This is a genomic window from Enterobacter asburiae (assembly GCF_008080435.1).
In the GTDB taxonomy this organism is placed as follows: Bacteria; Pseudomonadota; Gammaproteobacteria; order Enterobacterales; family Enterobacteriaceae; genus Enterobacter; species Enterobacter asburiae_C.
In genome coordinates this window covers 197,363-216,149 of record NZ_VRKN01000006.1, presented here as the reverse complement: position 1 = coordinate 216,149, position 18,787 = coordinate 197,363, and the positions used below count along the sequence as shown (strand labels likewise).

The 18,787-nt window shown below is 55.7% G+C and carries 16 protein-coding genes and 1 pseudogene; 13 read left to right on the top strand and 4 right to left on the bottom strand.

Annotated features, from left to right (window positions below; translation table 11 throughout):
* The first annotated feature begins 2 nt into the window (after positions 1–2).
* Both thrC and FU672_RS14035 read left to right on the top strand, forming a co-directional pair.
* Positions 3–1,289, top strand: coding sequence for a threonine synthase (thrC, locus tag FU672_RS14040; protein ID WP_148243679.1), 1,287 nt, complete (start codon positions 3–5; stop codon positions 1,287–1,289).
* A gap of 250 nt (positions 1,290–1,539) precedes the next feature.
* Positions 1,540–1,842, top strand: a complete 303-nt coding sequence (locus FU672_RS14035) for a DUF2502 domain-containing protein (RefSeq protein ID WP_148243678.1) — start codon at positions 1,540–1,542, stop codon at positions 1,840–1,842.
* Positions 1,843–1,874: 32 nt separating this feature from the next.
* On the opposite strand, the gene yaaA is transcribed toward FU672_RS14035, so the two are convergent.
* Positions 1,875–2,648, bottom strand: coding sequence for a peroxide stress protein YaaA (yaaA, locus tag FU672_RS14030; RefSeq protein WP_148243677.1), 774 nt, complete (start codon positions 2,646–2,648; stop codon positions 1,875–1,877).
* 66 nt (positions 2,649–2,714) lie between these two features.
* Positions 2,715–4,145, bottom strand: coding sequence for an alanine/glycine:cation symporter family protein (locus FU672_RS14025; protein WP_148243676.1), 1,431 nt, complete (start codon positions 4,143–4,145; stop codon positions 2,715–2,717).
* A gap of 262 nt (positions 4,146–4,407) precedes the next feature.
* Here FU672_RS14025 and tal point away from each other — a divergent pair, with 262 nt between their 5' ends.
* From tal to FU672_RS14010, 3 genes are all read left to right on the top strand, one after another.
* Complete coding sequence (gene tal / locus FU672_RS14020) at positions 4,408–5,361, top strand: transaldolase (protein WP_023334458.1); 954 nt, start codon at positions 4,408–4,410, stop codon at positions 5,359–5,361.
* 110 nt (positions 5,362–5,471) lie between these two features.
* A complete protein-coding gene (gene mog, locus FU672_RS14015; protein WP_023310343.1) occupies positions 5,472–6,059 on the top strand; it encodes a molybdopterin adenylyltransferase in 588 nt (195 codons plus the stop codon).
* A gap of 122 nt (positions 6,060–6,181) precedes the next feature.
* The gene (locus FU672_RS14010) at positions 6,182–7,504 is read left to right on the top strand and encodes an MFS transporter (protein ID WP_148243675.1); all 1,323 of its coding nucleotides are present in this window, start codon (positions 6,182–6,184) and stop codon (positions 7,502–7,504) included.
* Here the strand turns inward: FU672_RS14010 and satP are convergent.
* Complete coding sequence (satP, locus tag FU672_RS14005) at positions 7,481–8,047, bottom strand: acetate uptake transporter (protein WP_148243674.1); 567 nt, start codon at positions 8,045–8,047, stop codon at positions 7,481–7,483. The genes FU672_RS14010 and satP overlap by 24 nt on opposite strands.
* Positions 8,048–8,343: 296 nt before the next feature.
* On the opposite strand from satP, the gene dnaK reads away from it, so the two are divergent.
* The 4 genes from dnaK to nhaR all read left to right on the top strand — a co-directional run bounded on the left by dnaK (position 8,344) and on the right by nhaR (position 13,796).
* Complete coding sequence (gene dnaK / locus FU672_RS14000) at positions 8,344–10,257, top strand: molecular chaperone DnaK (RefSeq protein ID WP_024907421.1); 1,914 nt, start codon at positions 8,344–8,346, stop codon at positions 10,255–10,257.
* 87 nt (positions 10,258–10,344) lie between these two features.
* Entirely contained in the window at positions 10,345–11,490 is a 1,146-nt protein-coding gene (gene dnaJ / locus FU672_RS13995; RefSeq protein WP_023310347.1) for a molecular chaperone DnaJ, read from the top strand.
* Positions 11,491–11,662: 172 nt separating this feature from the next.
* Positions 11,663–12,838, top strand: a complete 1,176-nt coding sequence (gene nhaA, locus FU672_RS13990) for a Na+/H+ antiporter NhaA (protein ID WP_148243673.1) — start codon at positions 11,663–11,665, stop codon at positions 12,836–12,838.
* 58 nt (positions 12,839–12,896) lie between these two features.
* Positions 12,897–13,796, top strand: coding sequence for a transcriptional activator NhaR (gene nhaR, locus FU672_RS13985; protein WP_032660752.1), 900 nt, complete (start codon positions 12,897–12,899; stop codon positions 13,794–13,796).
* Between the two features lie 57 nt (positions 13,797–13,853).
* Here the strand turns inward: nhaR and rpsT are convergent, their stop codons facing one another.
* Positions 13,854–14,117 (bottom strand): 30S ribosomal protein S20, encoded by a 264-nt coding sequence (rpsT, locus tag FU672_RS13980; RefSeq protein ID WP_003856458.1) that lies wholly within the window; start codon positions 14,115–14,117, stop codon positions 13,854–13,856.
* 101 nt (positions 14,118–14,218) lie between these two features.
* Here rpsT and FU672_RS25120 point away from each other — a divergent pair.
* The 4 genes and pseudogenes from FU672_RS25120 (at position 14,219) to lspA (ending at position 18,734) form a co-directional block, all read left to right on the top strand.
* Positions 14,219–14,437, top strand: a pseudogene (locus tag FU672_RS25120) (DUF2575 domain-containing protein).
* Positions 14,438–14,444: 7 nt separating this feature from the next.
* Positions 14,445–15,383 (top strand): bifunctional riboflavin kinase/FAD synthetase, encoded by a 939-nt coding sequence (gene ribF, locus FU672_RS13970; protein ID WP_148243672.1) that lies wholly within the window; start codon positions 14,445–14,447, stop codon positions 15,381–15,383.
* Positions 15,384–15,417: 34 nt separating this feature from the next.
* Positions 15,418–18,234: an isoleucine--tRNA ligase gene (gene ileS, locus FU672_RS13965; RefSeq protein ID WP_148243671.1), complete on the top strand. Its 2,817-nt coding sequence runs from the start codon at positions 15,418–15,420 to the stop codon at positions 18,232–18,234.
* Complete coding sequence (gene lspA, locus FU672_RS13960) at positions 18,234–18,734, top strand: signal peptidase II (protein WP_047346316.1); 501 nt, start codon at positions 18,234–18,236, stop codon at positions 18,732–18,734. Before ileS ends, lspA begins: the two co-directional genes overlap by 1 nt.
* Positions 18,735–18,787 lie beyond the last annotated feature (53 nt).

The following is an 18,787-nucleotide window of genomic DNA, read 5'->3' as shown; positions in this document are numbered from 1 at the left end:
CAATGAAACTCTACAACCTTAAAGATCATAACGAGCAGGTCAGCTTCGCACAGGCGGTAACGCAGGGATTGGGCAAAAATCAGGGGCTGTTCTTCCCCCATGACCTGCCGGAATTCCAGCTCACCGACATCGACGAGCTGCTGAAGCAGGACTTTGTCACCCGCAGCACCAAAATTCTGTCGGCGTTTATCGGCGATGAAATTCCGCAGGAGCTGCTGGAAGAGCGCGTGCGTGCGGCGTTCGCCTTCCCTGCGCCGGTTAAGCAGGTTGAGCCTGATGTTGGCTGTCTGGAGCTGTTCCACGGCCCGACCCTGGCGTTTAAAGACTTCGGTGGCCGCTTTATGGCGCAGATGCTGACCCACATCAGCGGCGACAAACCGGTGACCATCCTGACGGCAACCTCCGGGGACACCGGTGCGGCGGTAGCGCACGCGTTCTACGGACTGAAAAACGTTCGTGTGGTGATCCTCTATCCGAAAGGCAAAATCAGCCCGCTGCAGGAAAAACTGTTCTGTACGCTCGGCGGCAACATTGAAACCGTGGCCATTGACGGCGATTTTGATGCCTGCCAGGCGCTGGTCAAGCAGGCCTTCGACGACGAAGAGCTGAAGGTGGCCCTGGGCCTGAACTCGGCAAACTCCATTAACATCAGCCGTCTGCTGGCACAGATTTGCTACTACTTCGAAGCGGTGGCGCAGCTGCCGCAGGAAGCGCGTAATCAACTGGTGGTTTCCGTACCAAGCGGTAACTTCGGCGATCTGACGGCGGGCCTGCTGGCGAAATCCCTGGGTCTGCCGGTGAAACGCTTTATCGCCGCCACCAACGCCAACGACACCGTGCCGCGCTTCCTGAAAGACGGGAAGTGGGCGCCGAACGCCACGCAGGCGACGCTCTCTAATGCAATGGACGTGTCGCAGCCAAACAACTGGCCGCGCGTGGAAGAGCTGTTCCGCCGTAAGATCTGGCGTCTGGGTGACCTGGGCTACGCCGCGGTGACGGATGAAACCACCAAAGCGACCATGCGCGAGCTGAAAGCGGTGGGGTATACCTCTGAACCGCACGCGGCGATTGCCTACCGCGCGCTGCGCGACCAGCTTAATCCGGGTGAATATGGCCTGTTCCTGGGTACCGCGCATCCGGCGAAGTTCAAAGAGAGCGTGGAAGCGATCCTGGGCGAAACGCTGCCGCTGCCGAAAGAGCTGGCCGAGCGTGCCGACCTGCCGCTGTTGTCTCATGAGCTGCCGGCAGATTTTGCCGCGCTGCGTAAGCTGATGATGACGCGTGCGTGATTGTGTTGCCCGGTGGCGGCTTCGCCTTACCGGGCCTACAACGACGAACTAATCGTAGGCCGGGGAAGGCGTAGCCGCCACCCGGCTTTTTTGTGAAGAAATTAAGGAGAAATAAAGCAGGAAAAAAGTAGAAATTCCCAATAAATGCGGTCACTTAGCGTTTAGGATTGCAGAGAATAACATCCCCCGTTCCCTTCACGTACTCTCCTTACATCGGCCCACGTTGGGCAAGAAGAATAAGGAGTCACCTGTGTCTACACTGAAACCTGCACTCATCGCGCTTTCACTGCTGCTGGTCGCCCCCATGGCGGTTCAGGCATCTGAAATTACCCTCGTACCTGCGGTAAAACTGCAGATTGGTGACCAGGATAACAACGGGCACTACTGGGACGGCGGCCGCTGGCGCGACCACGACTGGTGGAAGGCGCATTATGACTGGCGTGATAACCACTGGCGTCCACATGACGAGCATCGTAAACATGACGATCGTCACGATGACCATCATCACGATGACCACCGCGACGATCGCGGCCCGGACTGGAAACACCGTTAATGCAAAACCCCGCCAGCTGGCGGGGTTTGTTTTTACTGCTCGTGGCGCTTAAACACCAGCTCGCCTTTCCCCGACGACGCCTCGTCAAAGAAATAGCCTTCGCTGTTAAATTTGGTCAGCTGCTCCGGCTTTGTCAGACGGTTCTGGATAATGTAGCGGCTCATCAGGCCGCGCGCTTTCTTGGCGTAGAAGCTGATCACTTTGAACTTACCGTTCTTCTCGTCGAGGAACACCGGTTTGATAATCTCCGCATCCAGCTTTTTCGGTTTCACCGATTTGTAGTACTCATCGGATGCCAGGTTAATCACCACGTTATCGCCCTGAGCGCGTAGCGCCGTGTTCAGCTTGTCAGTAATGATATCGCCCCAGAAATGGTACAGGTCTTTGCCTTGGGCATTTTCCAGGCGAATACCCATCTCCAGACGATACGGCTGCATCAGATCCAGCGGGCGCAGTACACCGTACAGACCCGACAGCATGCGCAGATGCTGCTGGGCAAAATCGAAATCGGCTTCGCTAAAATCTTCCGCCTGCAGGCCGGTATAGACATCGCCTTTAAACGCCAGGATGGCCTGGCGAGCGTTAGCTGGGGTGAAATCCGGGTGCCACTCGTGAAAGCGGGTCGCGTTAAGATCGGCCAGCTTGTCGCTGATGCTCATCAGAGAGGCGATTTGCGGCGCAGAGAGTTTACGTGCTTCGCGGATCAGCTGTTGCGAGTAGTCCAGCAGTTCAGGCTGGGTATAGCGCTCGGTGGCGAGCGGGCTCTGGTAGTCGAGCGTTTTTGCAGGTGAAATCAGAATCAGCATATCCAGTCCTTGCAGGAAATTTAGAGCGACTTTAGCAAAAAATCGCCCTGAATTGATCGATAGCTGTTATTGCCGCGGCAAATCATCCCACGTGCCGGGAGCAAGCTGCGCCTTAATATCGGGATAGCGGGCGGGATCAAATACCGGCGGAACGCCGAGTTTGCGCTGACGCAGATAGTCTCTGGCAATCAGGGTCACAACCGGCGAGAGCAGCAGGATCGCCGTGAGGTTAGTGATCGCCATCAGCGCCATAATGATATCGGCCAGCTGCCAGACCAGCGGCATACTGAGGAAGGAGCCAGCGATGATCATCAGTATGACCGCCAGACGCAGGGTTCCGATTGCGGCGCGAGAGTCGAGTTTCAGGAAAATAAGGTTATTTTCGGCGTAGAGGTAATTCACCACAATTGAGCTGAAGGCAAATAACACCAGGATGAGTGAGACAAACCCCGCGCCCCAGCCGCCGGTCAGGTTCACCAGCGCCTGCTGGAGAAGCTGTATCCCTGCGGTTCCCGGGGAATGCGGTACGGGGCCTGCCAGCAGCAAAATCATGGCGCTGGCGGAACAGATAATGATGGTATCGGTAAAGACGCCAATCATCTGCACAATGCCTTGTGCGGCCGGGTGCGGCGGCCAGGAAGAGGCGGCGGCTGCCGCGTTGGGGGTTGACCCCATTCCGGCTTCATTGGAAAACATGCCCCGCTGAAAACCCGCCATCAGCGCCTGGCTGAAGGTGTAGCCCAGCGCCCCGGAGGCCACCTCACGCCAGCCAAAGGCGCTTTTGACGATGGTCGCCATCACGCCCGGCACCAGCTCGATATGCAGTGCGGCGACGAACAGACTCGCGACAACCCACAGTAGCGCCATAATGGGGACCAGCCACTGCATCAGGCGGGCGATGCCCCTGAGACCGGCAGAAATGGTGAGCAGAACGACGAGGGCTAAAGCAATACCGGCGATCCACTCCGGGCAGGAGAAGGCATAGCTCAAGGCATTGACGACAGAATTTGCCTGGACGGTATTAAAAATAAGACCGTACGCGAGCAGTAAAAAAAGCGAGAACAGGACGCCCATCCAGCGCATCCCTAAGCCACGCGCCATGTACCAGGCAGGACCTCCGCGAAACTGGCCGTTTTTATCTTTCTCTTTATAAAGCTGGGCGAGCGAACTTTCGGCAAAAGAGGTGGCCATCCCGAGTAGCGCCGTCACCCACATCCAGAAGACCGCGCCTGGCCCGCCAGCGCTGATGGCGAGCGCAACGCCCGCCAGATTGCCGCTGCCGAGGCGTGCCGCCAGGCTGGTACAGAGTGCCTGGAACGACGTTAATCCGCCCGGCTGGGGCGTCACGCTGTTTTTCAGACTTCTGCCAAACTTGCGAATATAACGAAACTGGATAAACCCACTGCGTAGCGTAAACCAAATACCTGCTCCCAGAAGCAGGTAAATCATTATCGAACCCCACAGGACTTCGTTAATAAAGAAAAAGAAATCAGGCATTAACGTCCCTCTTGTTGATGCCAATGTGAATATGTAAGCGCTACCACTGATTGGGCATGCTGTTGCTTAGCAGCCTGTTAATCTTACGAGTTTACCATACTCTACCTAAGCGCACTGTCTGCGGTTGCGCTACCCCTCCGTCGTGTTATCATCAGGGCAGACCGGTTACATCCCCCTAACAAGTAAACCTGTCATTTTTCCGCTGCAGGCATGCTGTCGGTAGCGTGAATTATCCAGGGCACGTTAAAAGAGAAACACTATCATGACGGATAAATTGACCTCCCTTCGTCAGTTCACCACTGTCGTAGCTGACACCGGAGATATCGCGGCAATGAAGCTGTACCAGCCGCAGGATGCCACAACTAACCCTTCTCTGATCCTTAACGCCGCACAGATCCCTGAGTATCGCAAACTGATTGACGACGCAGTGACCTGGGCGAAAGCACAGAGCAACGACCGCGCGCAGCAGGTTGTGGATGCCACCGACAAACTGGCAGTGAACATCGGTCTGGAAATCCTGAAACTGGTTCCTGGCCGTATCTCTACCGAAGTGGATGCGCGTCTCTCCTACGACACCGAAGCGTCTATCGCCAAAGCGAAACGTCTGATCAAAATGTACAACGACGCTGGCATCAGCAACGACCGTATCCTGATCAAACTGGCTTCTACCTGGCAGGGTATCCGCGCGGCAGAGCAGCTGGAAAAAGACGGTATCAACTGTAACCTGACCCTGCTGTTCTCCTTCGCGCAGGCGCGTGCATGTGCAGAAGCAGGCGTATACCTGATTTCTCCGTTCGTGGGCCGTATTCTGGACTGGTACAAAGCCAATACCGATAAGAAAGAATACGCACCGGCTGAAGATCCAGGCGTGGTTTCTGTTACTGAAATCTACGAATACTACAAACAGCACGGCTATGAGACTGTGGTTATGGGCGCAAGCTTCCGTAACGTCGGTGAAATCATCGAGCTGGCTGGCTGTGACCGCCTGACCATCGCCCCTGCGCTGCTGAAAGAGCTGGCTGAAAGCGAAGGTACCCTCGAGCGTAAACTGTCTTACACCGGTGAAGTGAAAGCACGCCCAGAGCGCATCACTGAATCCGAGTTCCTGTGGCAGCACAACCAGGATCCAATGGCTGTAGACAAACTGGCGGACGGTATCCGTAAGTTTGCTGTTGACCAGGGCAAACTGGAAAAAATGATCGGCGACCTGCTGTAATCATTCTGCGTGACCGGGCTCCCGGTCACGCGACTGCTTTCGTACCCTGTCTGAATCTCCTCTCTGCGTGTATCATTCCCTTTAATCAGTACTCTTTGAATGGAATGGATATGAATACCTTACGCATCGGCTTAGTGTCGATTTCTGACCGCGCCTCCAGCGGTGTTTACCAGGATAAAGGCATCCCCGCTCTGGAAGAATGGCTGGGCAGTGCGCTGACCACCCCGTTTGACATTCAGACCCGCCTGATCCCTGACGAACAGCCAATCATCGAGCAGACGCTTTGCGAGCTGGTGGATGAGATGAGCTGCCACCTTGTTCTGACGACGGGTGGAACCGGCCCCGCGCGCCGCGACGTGACGCCGGACGCGACGCTGGCAATTGCCGATCGCGAAATGCCGGGCTTCGGTGAACAGATGCGCCAGATCAGTCTACACTTTGTTCCGACAGCCATTCTTTCCCGCCAGGTGGGTGTGATCCGCAAGCAGGCGTTGATCCTGAACCTGCCGGGCCAGCCGAAGTCGATCAAAGAGACGCTGGAGGGCCTGAAAGCAGAAGATGGCAGCGTCCTCGTTCACGGCATCTTTGCAAGTGTACCGTATTGTATACAGCTGCTTGACGGTCCCTATGTGGAAACCGATGAGAAGGTGGTAGCAGCTTTTCGTCCGAAAAACGCACGTCGCGAAACAATCTCCTGAAATTAGCCAATATGTGACATTAGCTGAAGCGGCGATAGCGTGGTAAAGCTTTTACGGTATAGTAATTTTTTCTTTACGATTGCTGTAAAAATAAATCCACAATACACGCATAATGGTTCGCTATGTCACATAACACCCGACCTCTGAATCGACAGGACTACAAAACCCTCACGCTCGCGGCCTTAGGCGGCGCGCTGGAGTTTTACGACTTCATCATCTTCGTCTTCTTCGCCGCCGTGGTGGGAGCGCTCTTCTTCCCGGCAGATATCCCGGAATGGCTGCGTCAGGTGCAAACCTTCGGCATTTTTGCCGCCGGGTATCTGGCGCGTCCGCTGGGCGGCATTATCATGGCCCACTTTGGCGATCTGGTCGGGCGTAAGAAGATGTTTACCCTTAGCATTCTGCTGATGGCCGTACCCACGCTGGCCATTGGTCTGCTGCCCACCTATGCCTCGATGGGCATCCTTGCTCCGTTGCTGCTGTTGCTGATGCGCGTTCTTCAGGGCGCGGCGATTGGCGGTGAAGTGCCGGGCGCGTGGGTGTTTGTCGCGGAGCATGTTCCGGCGCGCCGCATTGGTATCGCCTGCGGAACCTTAACGGCGGGTTTAACGGTAGGGATTTTGCTGGGTTCGGTGGTCGCAACGATTGTTAACACCAGCATGACGCAGCAGGCCGTGCACGACTGGGGCTGGCGTATTCCGTTCCTGCTGGGCGGGGCGTTTGGTCTGGTCGCGATGTACCTGCGCCGCTGGCTGCAGGAGACGCCGATTTTCCTCGAGATGCAGCAGCGCAAAGCGCTGGCGCAGGAGCTGCCGGTGAAGGCGGTCGTGGTACGTCATAAAAAAGCGGTGGTGGTGTCGATGCTGCTCACCTGGCTGCTCTCGGCGGGCATTGTGGTGGTGATATTGATGTCCCCGGTGTGGCTGCAAAAGCAGTACGGCTTCGCCCCTGCCGTGACGCTACAGGCGAACAGTATCGCGACAATCATGCTCTGCTTTGGCTGTCTGGCCGCCGGGCTGGCGGCAGATCGTTTCGGTGCCAGCATTACCTTTATCGTCGGTAGCCTGTTACTGGCCGCATCAAGCTGGGCGTTTTACCATCTGGCAGGAAGCCATCCTGAACAGCTGTTCCTGCTGTATGGCGTGGTAGGGCTGTGCGTGGGCGTAGTGGGTGCTGTGCCTTACGTCATGGTGCGAGCTTTCCCGCCGGAAGTTCGTTTCACCGGCATCTCGTTCTCTTATAACGTCTCATATGCCATTTTCGGCGGGCTAACGCCGATTGCGGTTACCGTGCTGATGGGCGTGTCGCCGATGGCGCCTGCCTGGTATGTACTCGCGCTCTCGCTGATGGGGCTGGTATTAGGTTTCTGGCTTCGTCAGGCGGGGGAATGTCGTGCCCGCGAGGCGGGCACGACAGAGGGATCAGTGTTTTTCACCAATCGGTAGAATGGTTCGGTCAAACTGCTCGTTCAGCACTTCACCCATTGCGAGGTAGATAGCGCTTGCGCCGCAAACCAGACCAATCCAGCCTGCAATATGAACGATGCCTTCGTTATCCACCAGGTGACCGATCGCCAGCAGGGCGAACAGCACGGTCAGGCTCAGGAAAACGAACTGCAGCATGCGGTTACTTTTCAGGGTACCGAAGAACATGAACAGGGTGAAGACGCCCCACAGGCCCAGGTAAACGCCCAGGAAGTGGGCGTTTGCCGCGTCTGCCATGCCCATTTTAGGCAGCAGCAGAATGGCAACCAGGGTCAGCCAGAAAGAACCGTAAGAGGTGAAGGCGGTTAAGCCGAAGGTATTGCCTTTCTTATATTCCAGCAGGCCCGCGAAAATTTGCGCGATACCGCCGTAAAAAATGCCCATCGCCAGGATGATGCCATCCATCGGGAACATCCCGATATTGTGCAGGTTCAGCAGGATAGTGGTCATGCCAAAACCCATCAGGCCCAGCGGAGCCGGATTAGCCAACTTAGTGTTGCCCATAAGTCCTCAAAAAAATCATCATTAATATGGTGAAATGGTTAAACCCGCGTCAGTTCTCCCTGACTGGGCGCGGCATCATAATGGGCGCAATCGATGACGTCTATGATCTCATCAGGGTGAAATTAAAATTTTTTTTATGCTTGCCCCTTGATGGATGCCGTCGCGACCCCATCTTGTAGTCAACCGCAGTGTGTGGACCTGAAAAAAATCAAATCTGGGCAGTTGAAAAAGCACGTTCTGCCCTTATTACAGGTACACAACCACATGTTGACTGAATTTTTAGTGGAGACGTTTAGATGGGTAAAATTATTGGTATCGACCTGGGTACTACCAACTCTTGTGTAGCGATTATGGATGGCACTACTGCACGCGTGCTGGAGAACGCCGAGGGCGATCGCACCACGCCTTCTATCATTGCTTATACCCAGGATGGTGAAACTCTGGTTGGTCAGCCGGCTAAACGTCAGGCAGTGACAAACCCGCAAAACACCCTGTTTGCGATTAAACGCCTGATCGGTCGCCGCTTCCAGGACGAAGAAGTTCAGCGTGACGTTTCCATCATGCCTTACAAAATCATCGCGGCAGATAACGGCGATGCATGGCTTGATGTGAAAGGCGCTAAAACTGCACCACCGCAGATTTCTGCTGAAGTGCTGAAGAAAATGAAGAAAACCGCGGAAGATTACCTGGGTGAGCCGGTAACTGAAGCTGTTATCACCGTACCTGCCTACTTCAACGATGCTCAGCGTCAGGCAACCAAAGATGCTGGCCGTATCGCAGGTCTGGAAGTAAAACGTATCATCAACGAACCAACCGCTGCTGCACTGGCTTACGGTCTGGATAAAGAAGTTGGCAACCGTACTATCGCGGTTTACGACCTGGGTGGTGGTACCTTCGATATCTCTATTATCGAAATCGACGAAGTTGACGGCGAAAAAACCTTCGAAGTTCTGGCAACCAACGGTGATACCCACCTGGGTGGTGAAGACTTCGATACCCGTCTGATCAACTACCTCGTTGACGAGTTCAAGAAAGATCAGGGCATTGACCTGCGTAACGACCCGCTGGCCATGCAGCGCCTGAAAGAAGCCGCTGAGAAAGCGAAGATCGAGCTGTCTTCCGCTCAGCAGACCGACGTGAACCTGCCGTACATCACTGCAGACGCGACCGGTCCTAAACACATGAACATCAAAGTGACCCGTGCAAAACTGGAAAGCCTGGTGGAAGACCTGGTGAATCGTTCTATCGAGCCGCTGAAAGTTGCCCTGCAGGACGCTGGCCTGTCCGTATCTGACATCCAGGACGTTATCCTGGTGGGTGGTCAGACGCGTATGCCAATGGTTCAGAAGAAAGTGGCTGAGTTCTTTGGTAAAGAGCCACGTAAAGACGTTAACCCGGACGAAGCGGTGGCAATCGGTGCTGCGGTTCAGGGTGGCGTACTGACCGGTGAAGTGAAAGACGTACTGCTGCTGGACGTTACCCCGCTGTCTCTGGGTATCGAAACCATGGGCGGTGTGATGACTGCGCTCATCAACAAAAACACCACCATCCCAACGAAACACAGCCAGGTGTTCTCTACCGCTGAAGACAACCAGTCTGCGGTAACCATCCATGTGATTCAGGGTGAGCGTAAGCGTGCGGCGGATAACAAATCTCTGGGTCAGTTCAACCTGGACGGTATTAACCCGGCACCGCGCGGCATGCCGCAGATCGAAGTGACCTTCGACATCGATGCTGACGGTATCCTGCACGTGTCTGCGAAAGACAAAAACAGCGGTAAAGAGCAGAAGATCACCATCAAGGCATCTTCTGGCCTGAACGAAGCGGAAATCGAAAAAATGGTTCGCGATGCCGAAGCTAACGCGGAATCAGACCGTAAGTTCGAAGAGCTGGTTCAGACCCGTAACCAGGGTGACCATCTGCTGCACAGCACCCGTAAGCAGGTTGAAGAAGCGGGCGATAAACTGCCAGCGGAAGACAAGACTGCTATCGAAGCTGCACTGAGTGCGCTGGAATCCTCACTGAAAGGTGAAGATAAAGCGGACATCGAAGCGAAGATGCAGGAACTGGCGCAGGCTTCTCAGAAGCTGATGGAAATCGCTCAGCAGCAGCACGCTCAACAGCAGGCGGGCGCTGATGCTTCGGCGAACAACGCGAAAGACGACGACGTTGTCGACGCTGAGTTCGAAGAAGTTAAAGATAAAAAGTAATCGCCCTGATGCAGGGTAATTAATCGGCACGGGCGTAGGAGAACTCTCCACGCCCGTGCTCGCATGTTAAGGGGCTTAAAAAAACCAATGGCAAAGCAAGACTATTACGAGATTTTAGGCGTTCCGAAAACTGCGGAAGAGCGTGAAATCAAAAAGGCGTATAAGCGCCTGGCCATGAAATTCCACCCGGACCGTAACCAGGGTGACAAAGAGGCTGAAGCCAAATTTAAAGAGATCAAAGAAGCCTACGAAGTCCTGACCGATGCACAAAAACGTGCGGCCTATGACCAGTATGGTCACGCAGCCTTTGAACAGGGCGGCATGGGCGGCGGTGGATTCGGTGGCGGCGGCTTTGGCGGCGGCGCTGACTTCAGCGATATCTTTGGCGATGTATTTGGCGACATCTTCGGCGGCGGCCGTGGTCGTCAGCGCGCGGCGCGCGGCGCGGACCTGCGCTACAACATGGAGCTGACGCTGGAAGAGGCCGTTCGCGGTGTCACCAAAGAGATCCGTATTCCGACGCTGGAAGAGTGTGACGTTTGCCACGGCAGCGGTGCGAAAGCGGGTACGCAGCCTCAGACCTGTCCAACCTGTCACGGCTCTGGTCAGGTACAGATGCGTCAGGGCTTCTTCGCGGTACAGCAGGCCTGTCCTCACTGTCACGGTCGCGGTACGCTGATTAAAGATCCTTGCACCAAATGCCACGGTCACGGTCGCGTTGAGAAAACCAAAACCCTGTCCGTTAAAATCCCTGCTGGCGTCGATACGGGCGACCGCATTCGTCTGGCGGGTGAAGGTGAAGCAGGGGAGCACGGCGCACCGGCAGGCGATCTGTACGTTCAGGTGCAGGTGAAACAGCACGCCATCTTCGAGCGTGAAGGTAATAACCTGTATTGCGAAGTACCGATTAACTTCGCGATGGCTGCTCTCGGTGGCGAAATCGAAGTACCGACGCTGGATGGTCGCGTGAACCTGAAAGTGCCTGGCGAAACCCAGACTGGCAAACTGTTCCGCATGCGCGGGAAAGGCGTCAAGTCCGTTCGCGGTGGCGCGCAGGGTGACCTGCTGTGCCGCGTCGTCGTGGAAACGCCGGTTGGCCTGAACGACAAGCAGAAACAGCTGCTGAAAGAGCTGCAGGAAAGCTTCGGTGGCCCGACGGGTGAGAAAAATAGCCCGCGTTCCAAAAGCTTCTTCGATGGCGTCAAAAAATTCTTCGATGATTTGACCCGTTAATCTGTTCGCAGGTTTTCATCCGCAAAAGCCCGGAAGCGATTCCGGGCTTTTTCTATTTGCGGGTATTGCTCGGTAAAACTGAGTCTATACTCAATATTAATCTGTTTTTGCCGAGTTATCTGGCTTGGTATTATGGTTTTATCGAAGTATTGTTGTAAAAGAGAGAATTAAAGTGAAATTACTACACCGTTTTTTTAGCAGTGAGGCGTCTGGCGGCGTGATCCTGATTATTGCCGCTGCGGCCGCGATGGTGCTGGCTAACCTTGGCATCACGCGGGATCTCTACCATGCGTTTCTGGAAACGCCCGTTGAGCTGAAGGTCGGGGCGCTGGAAATTAACAAGAACATGCTGCTGTGGATCAACGATGCGCTGATGGCGGTGTTCTTCCTGCTCGTCGGGCTTGAGGTTAAGCGTGAGCTGGTACTGGGCTCGCTTGCCAGCCGTCAGCGCGCGGCGTTCCCGGTGATTGCCGCGCTCGGTGGGATGGTGGTGCCGGCGCTGCTCTTCCTGGCGTTCACCTGGCAGGATCCGATTGCACGTCACGGCTGGGCGATCCCGGCTGCGACGGATATCGCCTTTGCGCTCGGGGTGCTGGCATTGCTGGGAAGCCGCGTGCCGGTGGCCCTGAAAATCTTCCTGATGGCGCTGGCGATTATTGATGACCTGGGCGCGATCGTGATTATCGCGCTGTTCTACACCAGCGATCTGTCAATCCTGTCCCTGAGCGTGGCCGCTGGGGCAATTGCAGTGCTGGCGCTACTGAACATCTTCAATGTTCGCCGCATCGGTATTTACATTCTGGTGGGGATGGTGCTGTGGACGGCGGTGCTGAAATCAGGCGTGCACGCTACGCTGGCAGGTGTGATTGTCGGCTTCTTCGTGCCGCTTAAGCCGCAGGACGGCAAGTCGCCTGCCAAACAGCTGGAACACGTGCTGCACCCGTGGGTCGCCTTTATGATCCTGCCGCTGTTTGCGTTTGCCAACGCGGGCGTTTCCCTCGGCGGCGTGACGCTGGATGGGCTGACGTCCGTGTTGCCGTTGGGCATCATTGCCGGGCTGTTTATCGGTAAGCCGCTGGGCATTAGCCTCTTCTGCTGGCTGGCGACGAAGCTGAAGCTGGCGTCATTGCCGCACGGCACCACGTTTACGCAGATTATGGCCGTCGGCGTGCTGTGTGGAATCGGGTTTACGATGTCGATCTTTATCTCGACGCTGGCGTTTGGTGCGCATGCCCCTGAGCTTATCGTCTGGGCAAAACTCGGCATTCTCATCGGGTCGGTACTGGCGGCGGTAATCGGTTATACCTTGTTGAAGGTGAAGTTGCCCGGACAGGCTGTCCAGGCATAACGGGAAACCGGGAGGAGGGACTCCTTCTCCCGATACACACTCAGGGAGAGAAGACGCGATGTCTCATTTGAATTACAACCATCTGTACTACTTCTGGCACGTCTATAAACAGGGCTCGGTGGTGGGGGCGGCAGAGGCGCTCTACCTGACGCCGCAAACCATCACCGGACAAATCAAAGCCCTGGAAGAGCGTCTGCAGGGCAAGCTGTTCAAGCGTAAGGGGCGTGGGATTGAACCCAGCGAACTGGGTGAACTGGTTTTTCGCTATGCGGATAAAATGTTCACCCTGAGCCAGGAGATGCTGGATATCGTTAACTACCGCAAAGAGTCGAACCTGCTCTTTGATGTGGGCGTGGCGGATGCGCTGTCCAAGCGGCTGGTGAGCGGTGTGCTGGATGCGGCGGTGGTAGAAGATGAGCAAATCCATCTGCGCTGCTTTGAATCCACCCACGAGATGCTGCTGGAACAGCTGAGCCAGCACAAGCTGGACATGATTATTTCGGACTGCCCAATTGACTCCACCCAACAGGAAGGGCTGTTCTCGGTGAAGATTGGCGAATGCGGCGTGAGCTTCTGGTGCATTAACCCGCCGCCGGAAAAACCGTTCCCCGCGTGCCTTGAAGAGCGCCGCCTGCTGGTGCCGGGAAGGCGTTCCATGCTCGGACGCAAGCTGCTGAACTGGTTTAACTCGCAGGGGCTAAAGGTAGAAATCCTCGGTGAGTTCGACGATGCGGCGCTGATGAAAGCCTTTGGCGAAGCGCATAATGCGATCTTCGTTGCGCCGACGCTGTATGCGCACGATCTCTATTCGGACGATAAGATTACGGAGATAGGCAGAGTGGATAACGTGATGGAGGAGTATCACGCCATATTTGCCGAAAGGATGATTCAGCACCCGGCGGTACAGCGAATCTGTAACCGTGACTACTCGGCGCTGTTTACGCCACCGGCAATCTGAAGGCATAAAAAAACCCGCGTTAAGCGGGTTCTTTAAACAAGCAACAACAAGTAGCGATTAAGCCAGTTTGTTGATCTGCGCGGTCAGGTTTGCTTTATGACGCGCTGCTTTGTTTTTGTGGATCAGACCTTTAGCAGCCTGACGATCCACGATTGGTTGCATTTCGTTAAATGCGTTCTGCGCTGCAGCTTTGTCGCCAGCTTCGATTGCTGCGTATACTTTCTTGATGAAAGTACGCATCATAGAGCGACGGCTTGCGTTGTGCTTACGAGCCTTTTCAGACTGAACGGCACGTTTCTTAGCTGATTTGATATTAGCCAAGTCCAACTCCCAAATATGTTCTATGTGGACAATTCAAAGGCCGAGGAATATGCCCTCTTTGCCTTCTTTTGTCAATGGATTTGTGCAAATAAGCGCCGTTAATTAGCGACGCTACGTTACGTAGTGATGGCGCAGGATTCTACCAGCTTGTCTTCCCTGAATACAGCCTTTCGGCATAAAAATCGCAGTTCACGAGCAGATTTTTTCGCTGCGAAAGGTCAGCCTGATGAAATCATTACGGCTTTCTGTTTTGCGCGAACAATCGCCGGTTAACCTTAACCGCTGTACAAGGTATACTTTGGCGATTTTCACTGTTTTGAGCCAGACATGAAGCTGATACGCGGCATACATAATCTCAGTAGCGCGCCACACGGGTGCGTGCTGACCATTGGTAATTTCGACGGCGTGCATCGTGGTCATCAGGCGCTGTTGCAGGGATTGCGTAAAGAAGGGGAGGCCCGTGGTCTGCCCGTTGTAGTGATGATTTTCGAGCCGCAGCCGCTGGAGCTGTTCGCGGGCGATAAATCTCCCGCCCGGCTCACTCGCCTGCGCGAGAAGTTGCGCTATCTGGCGGAGTCCGGCGTGGACTATGTATTGTGTGTACGTTTCGATCGTCGCTTTGCCGCGCTGACAGCACAAAATTTCGTCAGCGACCTGCTGGTTAAGCGTCTTGGCGTGCAGTTTCTTGCCGTGGGCGATGATTTCCGCTTTGGCGCTGGTCGTCAGGGCGATTTCTTGCTATTACAGAAGGCTGGTCTGGAGTACGGCTTTGACGTCACCAGCGCGATGACCTTCTGCGAAGGCGGCGTGCGCGTCAGCAGCACGGCGGTTCGCCGGGCACTGGCCGATGACGAACTGGATACGGCAGAAAACCTGCTGGGGCATCCGTTCACTATCTCTGGTCGCGTGGTCCATGGCGATGCGCTGGGCCGCACGATAGGCTTCCCGACGGCGAATATACCGCTGCGTCGTCAGGTTTCCCCGGTTAAAGGGGTCTATGCGGTGGAAGTGGCAGGACTGGGCGATAAACCGTTTTACGGCGTCGCCAACATTGGCACGCGTCCGACCGTCGCCGGCGTGCGCCAACAGCTAGAAGTACACCTGCTGGACGTTGTAATGGACCTGTATGGTCGCCATATAGATGTGATACTGCGTAAAAAAATACGCAACGAGCAGCGATTTGGTTCGCTGGATGAACTCAAAGCGCAAATCGCGCGAGATGAATTAACGGCCCGCGACTTTTTTGGGCTATCAAACCCGGCTTAAATGCCTACGTGATAAATACGGAACCGAGAATCTGATGAGTGACTATAAATCAACCCTGAATTTGCCGGAAACAGGGTTCCCGATGCGCGGCGATCTCGCCAAGCGCGAACCGGGAATGCTGGCGCGTTGGACCGATGATGACCTGTACGGCATCATTCGTGCAGCCAAAAAAGGCAAAAAAACCTTCATTCTGCATGATGGCCCTCCATATGCGAATGGCAGCATTCATATTGGTCACTCGGTTAACAAGATTCTGAAAGACATTATCGTGAAGTCCAAAGGCCTCACGGGCTATGACTCGCCTTACGTTCCGGGCTGGGACTGCCACGGCCTGCCAATCGAGCTGAAAGTAGAGCAAGAATTCGGCAAGCCGGGCGAGAAGTTCACCGCCGCCGAGTTCCGTGCGAAGTGCCGCGAATACGCCGCTACGCAGGTTGACGGTCAGCGCGCCGACTTCATCCGTCTGGGCGTGCTGGGCGACTGGTCGCACCCGTACCTGACCATGGACTTCAAAACTGAAGCCAACATCATCCGTGCGCTGGGTAAAATCATTGGTAACGGACACCTGCACAAAGGCGCGAAGCCGGTGCACTGGTGCGTGGACTGCCGTTCTGCGCTGGCAGAGGCGGAAGTGGAGTATTACGACAAAACCTCTCCATCTATCGACGTGGCGTTCCATGCCGTCGATCAGGATGCGGTGAAAGCTAAATTTGGCGTCTCCTCGGTGAACGGCCCGATCTCTCTGGTGATCTGGACCACCACCCCGTGGACCCTGCCAGCGAACCGTGCGATCTCCCTGTCCGGTGAGTTCGAATACGCACTGGTGCAGGTTGAAGGTCAGGCGGTTATCCTGGCGAAAGATCTGGTTGAGAGCGTGCTGAAGCGCGCGCACATCGAAGACTACACCGTGCTGGGCACCGTGAAAGGTGACGCGCTGGAGCTGATGCGCTTCAAACACCCGTTCCTGGACTTCGATGTTCCGGCGATCCTGGGCGACCACGTGACGCTGGAAGCGGGTACCGGTGCGGTACATACCGCCGGTGGCCACGGTCCTGACGACTACAACATCAGCCTGAAATACGGTCTGGAAATCGCTAACCCGGTTGGCCCGGACGGATCTTACCTGCCTGGCACCTATCCGGCGCTGGACGGAATCAACGTCTTCAAGGCGAACGACATCATCGTCGACATGCTGCGCACCAGCGGCGCGCTGCTGCACGTTGAAAAAATGCAGCACAGCTATCCGTGCTGCTGGCGTCATAAGACGCCGATCATCTTCCGTGCGACCCCGCAGTGGTTCGTCAGCATGGATCAGAAAGGCCTGCGCGAGCAGTCTCTGAAAGAGATCAAAGGCGTGCAGTGGATCCCTGACTGGGGCCAGGCGCGTATCGAATCCATGGTGGCTAACCGTCCTGACTGGTGTATCTCCCGTCAGCGTACCTGGGGCGTGCCAATGTCTCTGTTTGTGCATAAAGAGACGCAGGAGCTGCACCCGAACACTCTGGAACTGATGGAAGAAGTGGCGAAGCGCGTCGAAGTGGACGGCATTCAGGCGTGGTGGGATCTCGACTCCCGCGACATCCTGGGCGCTGACGCAGACAACTACGAGAAAGTGCCGGATACCCTGGACGTGTGGTTTGACTCCGGGTCTACCCACTCCTCCGTGGTTGACGTGCGTCCGGAGTTTGCCGGTCACGCTGCCGATATGTATCTGGAAGGGTCTGACCAACACCGCGGCTGGTTCATGTCATCTCTGATGATCTCCACCGCCATGAAGGGTAAAGCGCCTTACCGTCAGGTACTGACTCACGGCTTCACCGTGGATGGTCAGGGCCGTAAGATGTCCAAATCTATCGGTAACACCGTTTCTCCGCAGGATGTGATGAACAAGCTGGGCGCGGACATTCTGCGTCTGTGGGTCGCCTCTACCGATTACACCGGCGAAATGGCGGTGTCCGACGAGATCCTGAAGCGTGCTGCCGACAGCTATCGTCGTATCCGTAACACCGCGCGCTTCCTGCTGGCGAACCTGAACGGGTTCGATCCGGTAAAAGACATGGTGAAACCGGAAGAGATGGTGGTGCTGGACCGCTGGGCGGTAGGCTGCGCGAAAGCGGCGCAGGACGATATCCTGAAAGCCTATGAGTCTTACGACTTCCACGAAGTGGTGCAGCGCCTGATGCGCTTCTGCTCCATCGAGATGGGCTCGTTCTACCTCGACATCATCAAAGACCGCCAGTACACCGCGAAAGCGGACAGCGTGGCGCGTCGTAGCTGCCAGACTGCCCTGTTCCACATCGCAGAAGCGCTGGTACGCTGGATGGCGCCGATCATGTCCTTCACCGCAGATGAGATCTGGGGCTACCTGCCGGGCGACCGTGAGAAGTATGTGTTCACCGGCGAGTGGTACGAAGGTCTGTTCGATCTCTCCAGCACCGAAGCGATGAACGATGCCTTCTGGGACGAGCTGCTGAAAGTGCGTGGCGAAGTGAACAAGGTTATCGAGCAGGCGCGTGCTGACAAGAAAGTCGGCGGCTCTCTGGAAGCGGCAGTCACGCTGTACGCCGAACCAGAACTGGCGGCGAAACTGACCGCGCTGGGCGATGAATTACGATTTGTCCTGTTGACCTCCGGTGCGAAAGTTGAGGATTATGCCGATGCTTCTGCTGATGCTCAGCAGAGCGAACTGCTCAAAGGACTGAAAGTCGCGCTGAGCAAAGCCGACGGTGAGAAATGCCCGCGTTGCTGGCATTACACCACTGATGTTGGCCAGGTGGCGGAACACGCAGACATCTGCGGACGCTGTGTAAGCAACGTCGCCGGTGACGGCGAAAAACGTAAGTTTGCCTGATGAGTAAAACTCTCTGTTCAACAGGACTGCGCTGGCTGTGGCTGGTTGTGGTGGTGCTGATTATTGATTTGGGCAGCAAGTTCCTGATCCTCCAGAATTTTGCTCTGGGGGATACGGTCCCGCTGTTCCCGTCGCTTAACCTGCACTACGCGCGCAACTACGGTGCGGCGTTTAGTTTCCTTGCTGACAGCGGTGGCTGGCAGCGCTGGTTCTTTGCAGGTATCGCTCTCGGTATCTGCGTGATCCTGGCGGTGTTGATGTACCGCTCGAAGGCCACGCAAAAGCTGAATAACATCGCCTACGCGCTGATCATTGGCGGCGCACTGGGCAACCTGTTTGACCGCCTGTGGCACGGCTTTGTGGTCGATATGATCGACTTCTACGTCGGCGACTGGCACTTCGCGACCTTTAACCTCGCCGATAGCGCAATTTGCATCGGTGCGGCGTTAATCGTGCTGGAAGGCTTCTTGCCGAAACCAGCCGCGAAAGAGCAGGCGTAAGCATCAATGCCGGGTGGCGCTACGCTTACCCGGCCTACCGAATATGCCGACAC

Coding starts and splice junctions, on each gene's coding strand:
- nhaR (WP_032660752.1), top strand. CDS start 12,897: ATGTCTCATTTGAATTACAACCATCTGTACTACTTCTGGCACGTCTAT.
- thrC (WP_148243679.1), top strand. CDS start 3: ATGAAACTCTACAACCTTAAAGATCATAACGAGCAGGTCAGCTTCGCA.
- satP (WP_148243674.1), bottom strand. CDS start 8,047: ATGGGCAACACTAAGTTGGCTAATCCGGCTCCGCTGGGCCTGATGGGT.
- ileS (WP_148243671.1), top strand. CDS start 15,418: ATGAGTGACTATAAATCAACCCTGAATTTGCCGGAAACAGGGTTCCCG.
- lspA (WP_047346316.1), top strand. CDS start 18,234: ATGAGTAAAACTCTCTGTTCAACAGGACTGCGCTGGCTGTGGCTGGTT.
- yaaA (WP_148243677.1), bottom strand. CDS start 2,648: ATGCTGATTCTGATTTCACCTGCAAAAACGCTCGACTACCAGAGCCCG.
- dnaK (WP_024907421.1), top strand. CDS start 8,344: ATGGGTAAAATTATTGGTATCGACCTGGGTACTACCAACTCTTGTGTA.
- ribF (WP_148243672.1), top strand. CDS start 14,445: ATGAAGCTGATACGCGGCATACATAATCTCAGTAGCGCGCCACACGGG.
- mog (WP_023310343.1), top strand. CDS start 5,472: ATGAATACCTTACGCATCGGCTTAGTGTCGATTTCTGACCGCGCCTCC.
- FU672_RS14010 (WP_148243675.1), top strand. CDS start 6,182: ATGTCACATAACACCCGACCTCTGAATCGACAGGACTACAAAACCCTC.
- tal (WP_023334458.1), top strand. CDS start 4,408: ATGACGGATAAATTGACCTCCCTTCGTCAGTTCACCACTGTCGTAGCT.
- FU672_RS14025 (WP_148243676.1), bottom strand. CDS start 4,145: ATGCCTGATTTCTTTTTCTTTATTAACGAAGTCCTGTGGGGTTCGATA.
- dnaJ (WP_023310347.1), top strand. CDS start 10,345: ATGGCAAAGCAAGACTATTACGAGATTTTAGGCGTTCCGAAAACTGCG.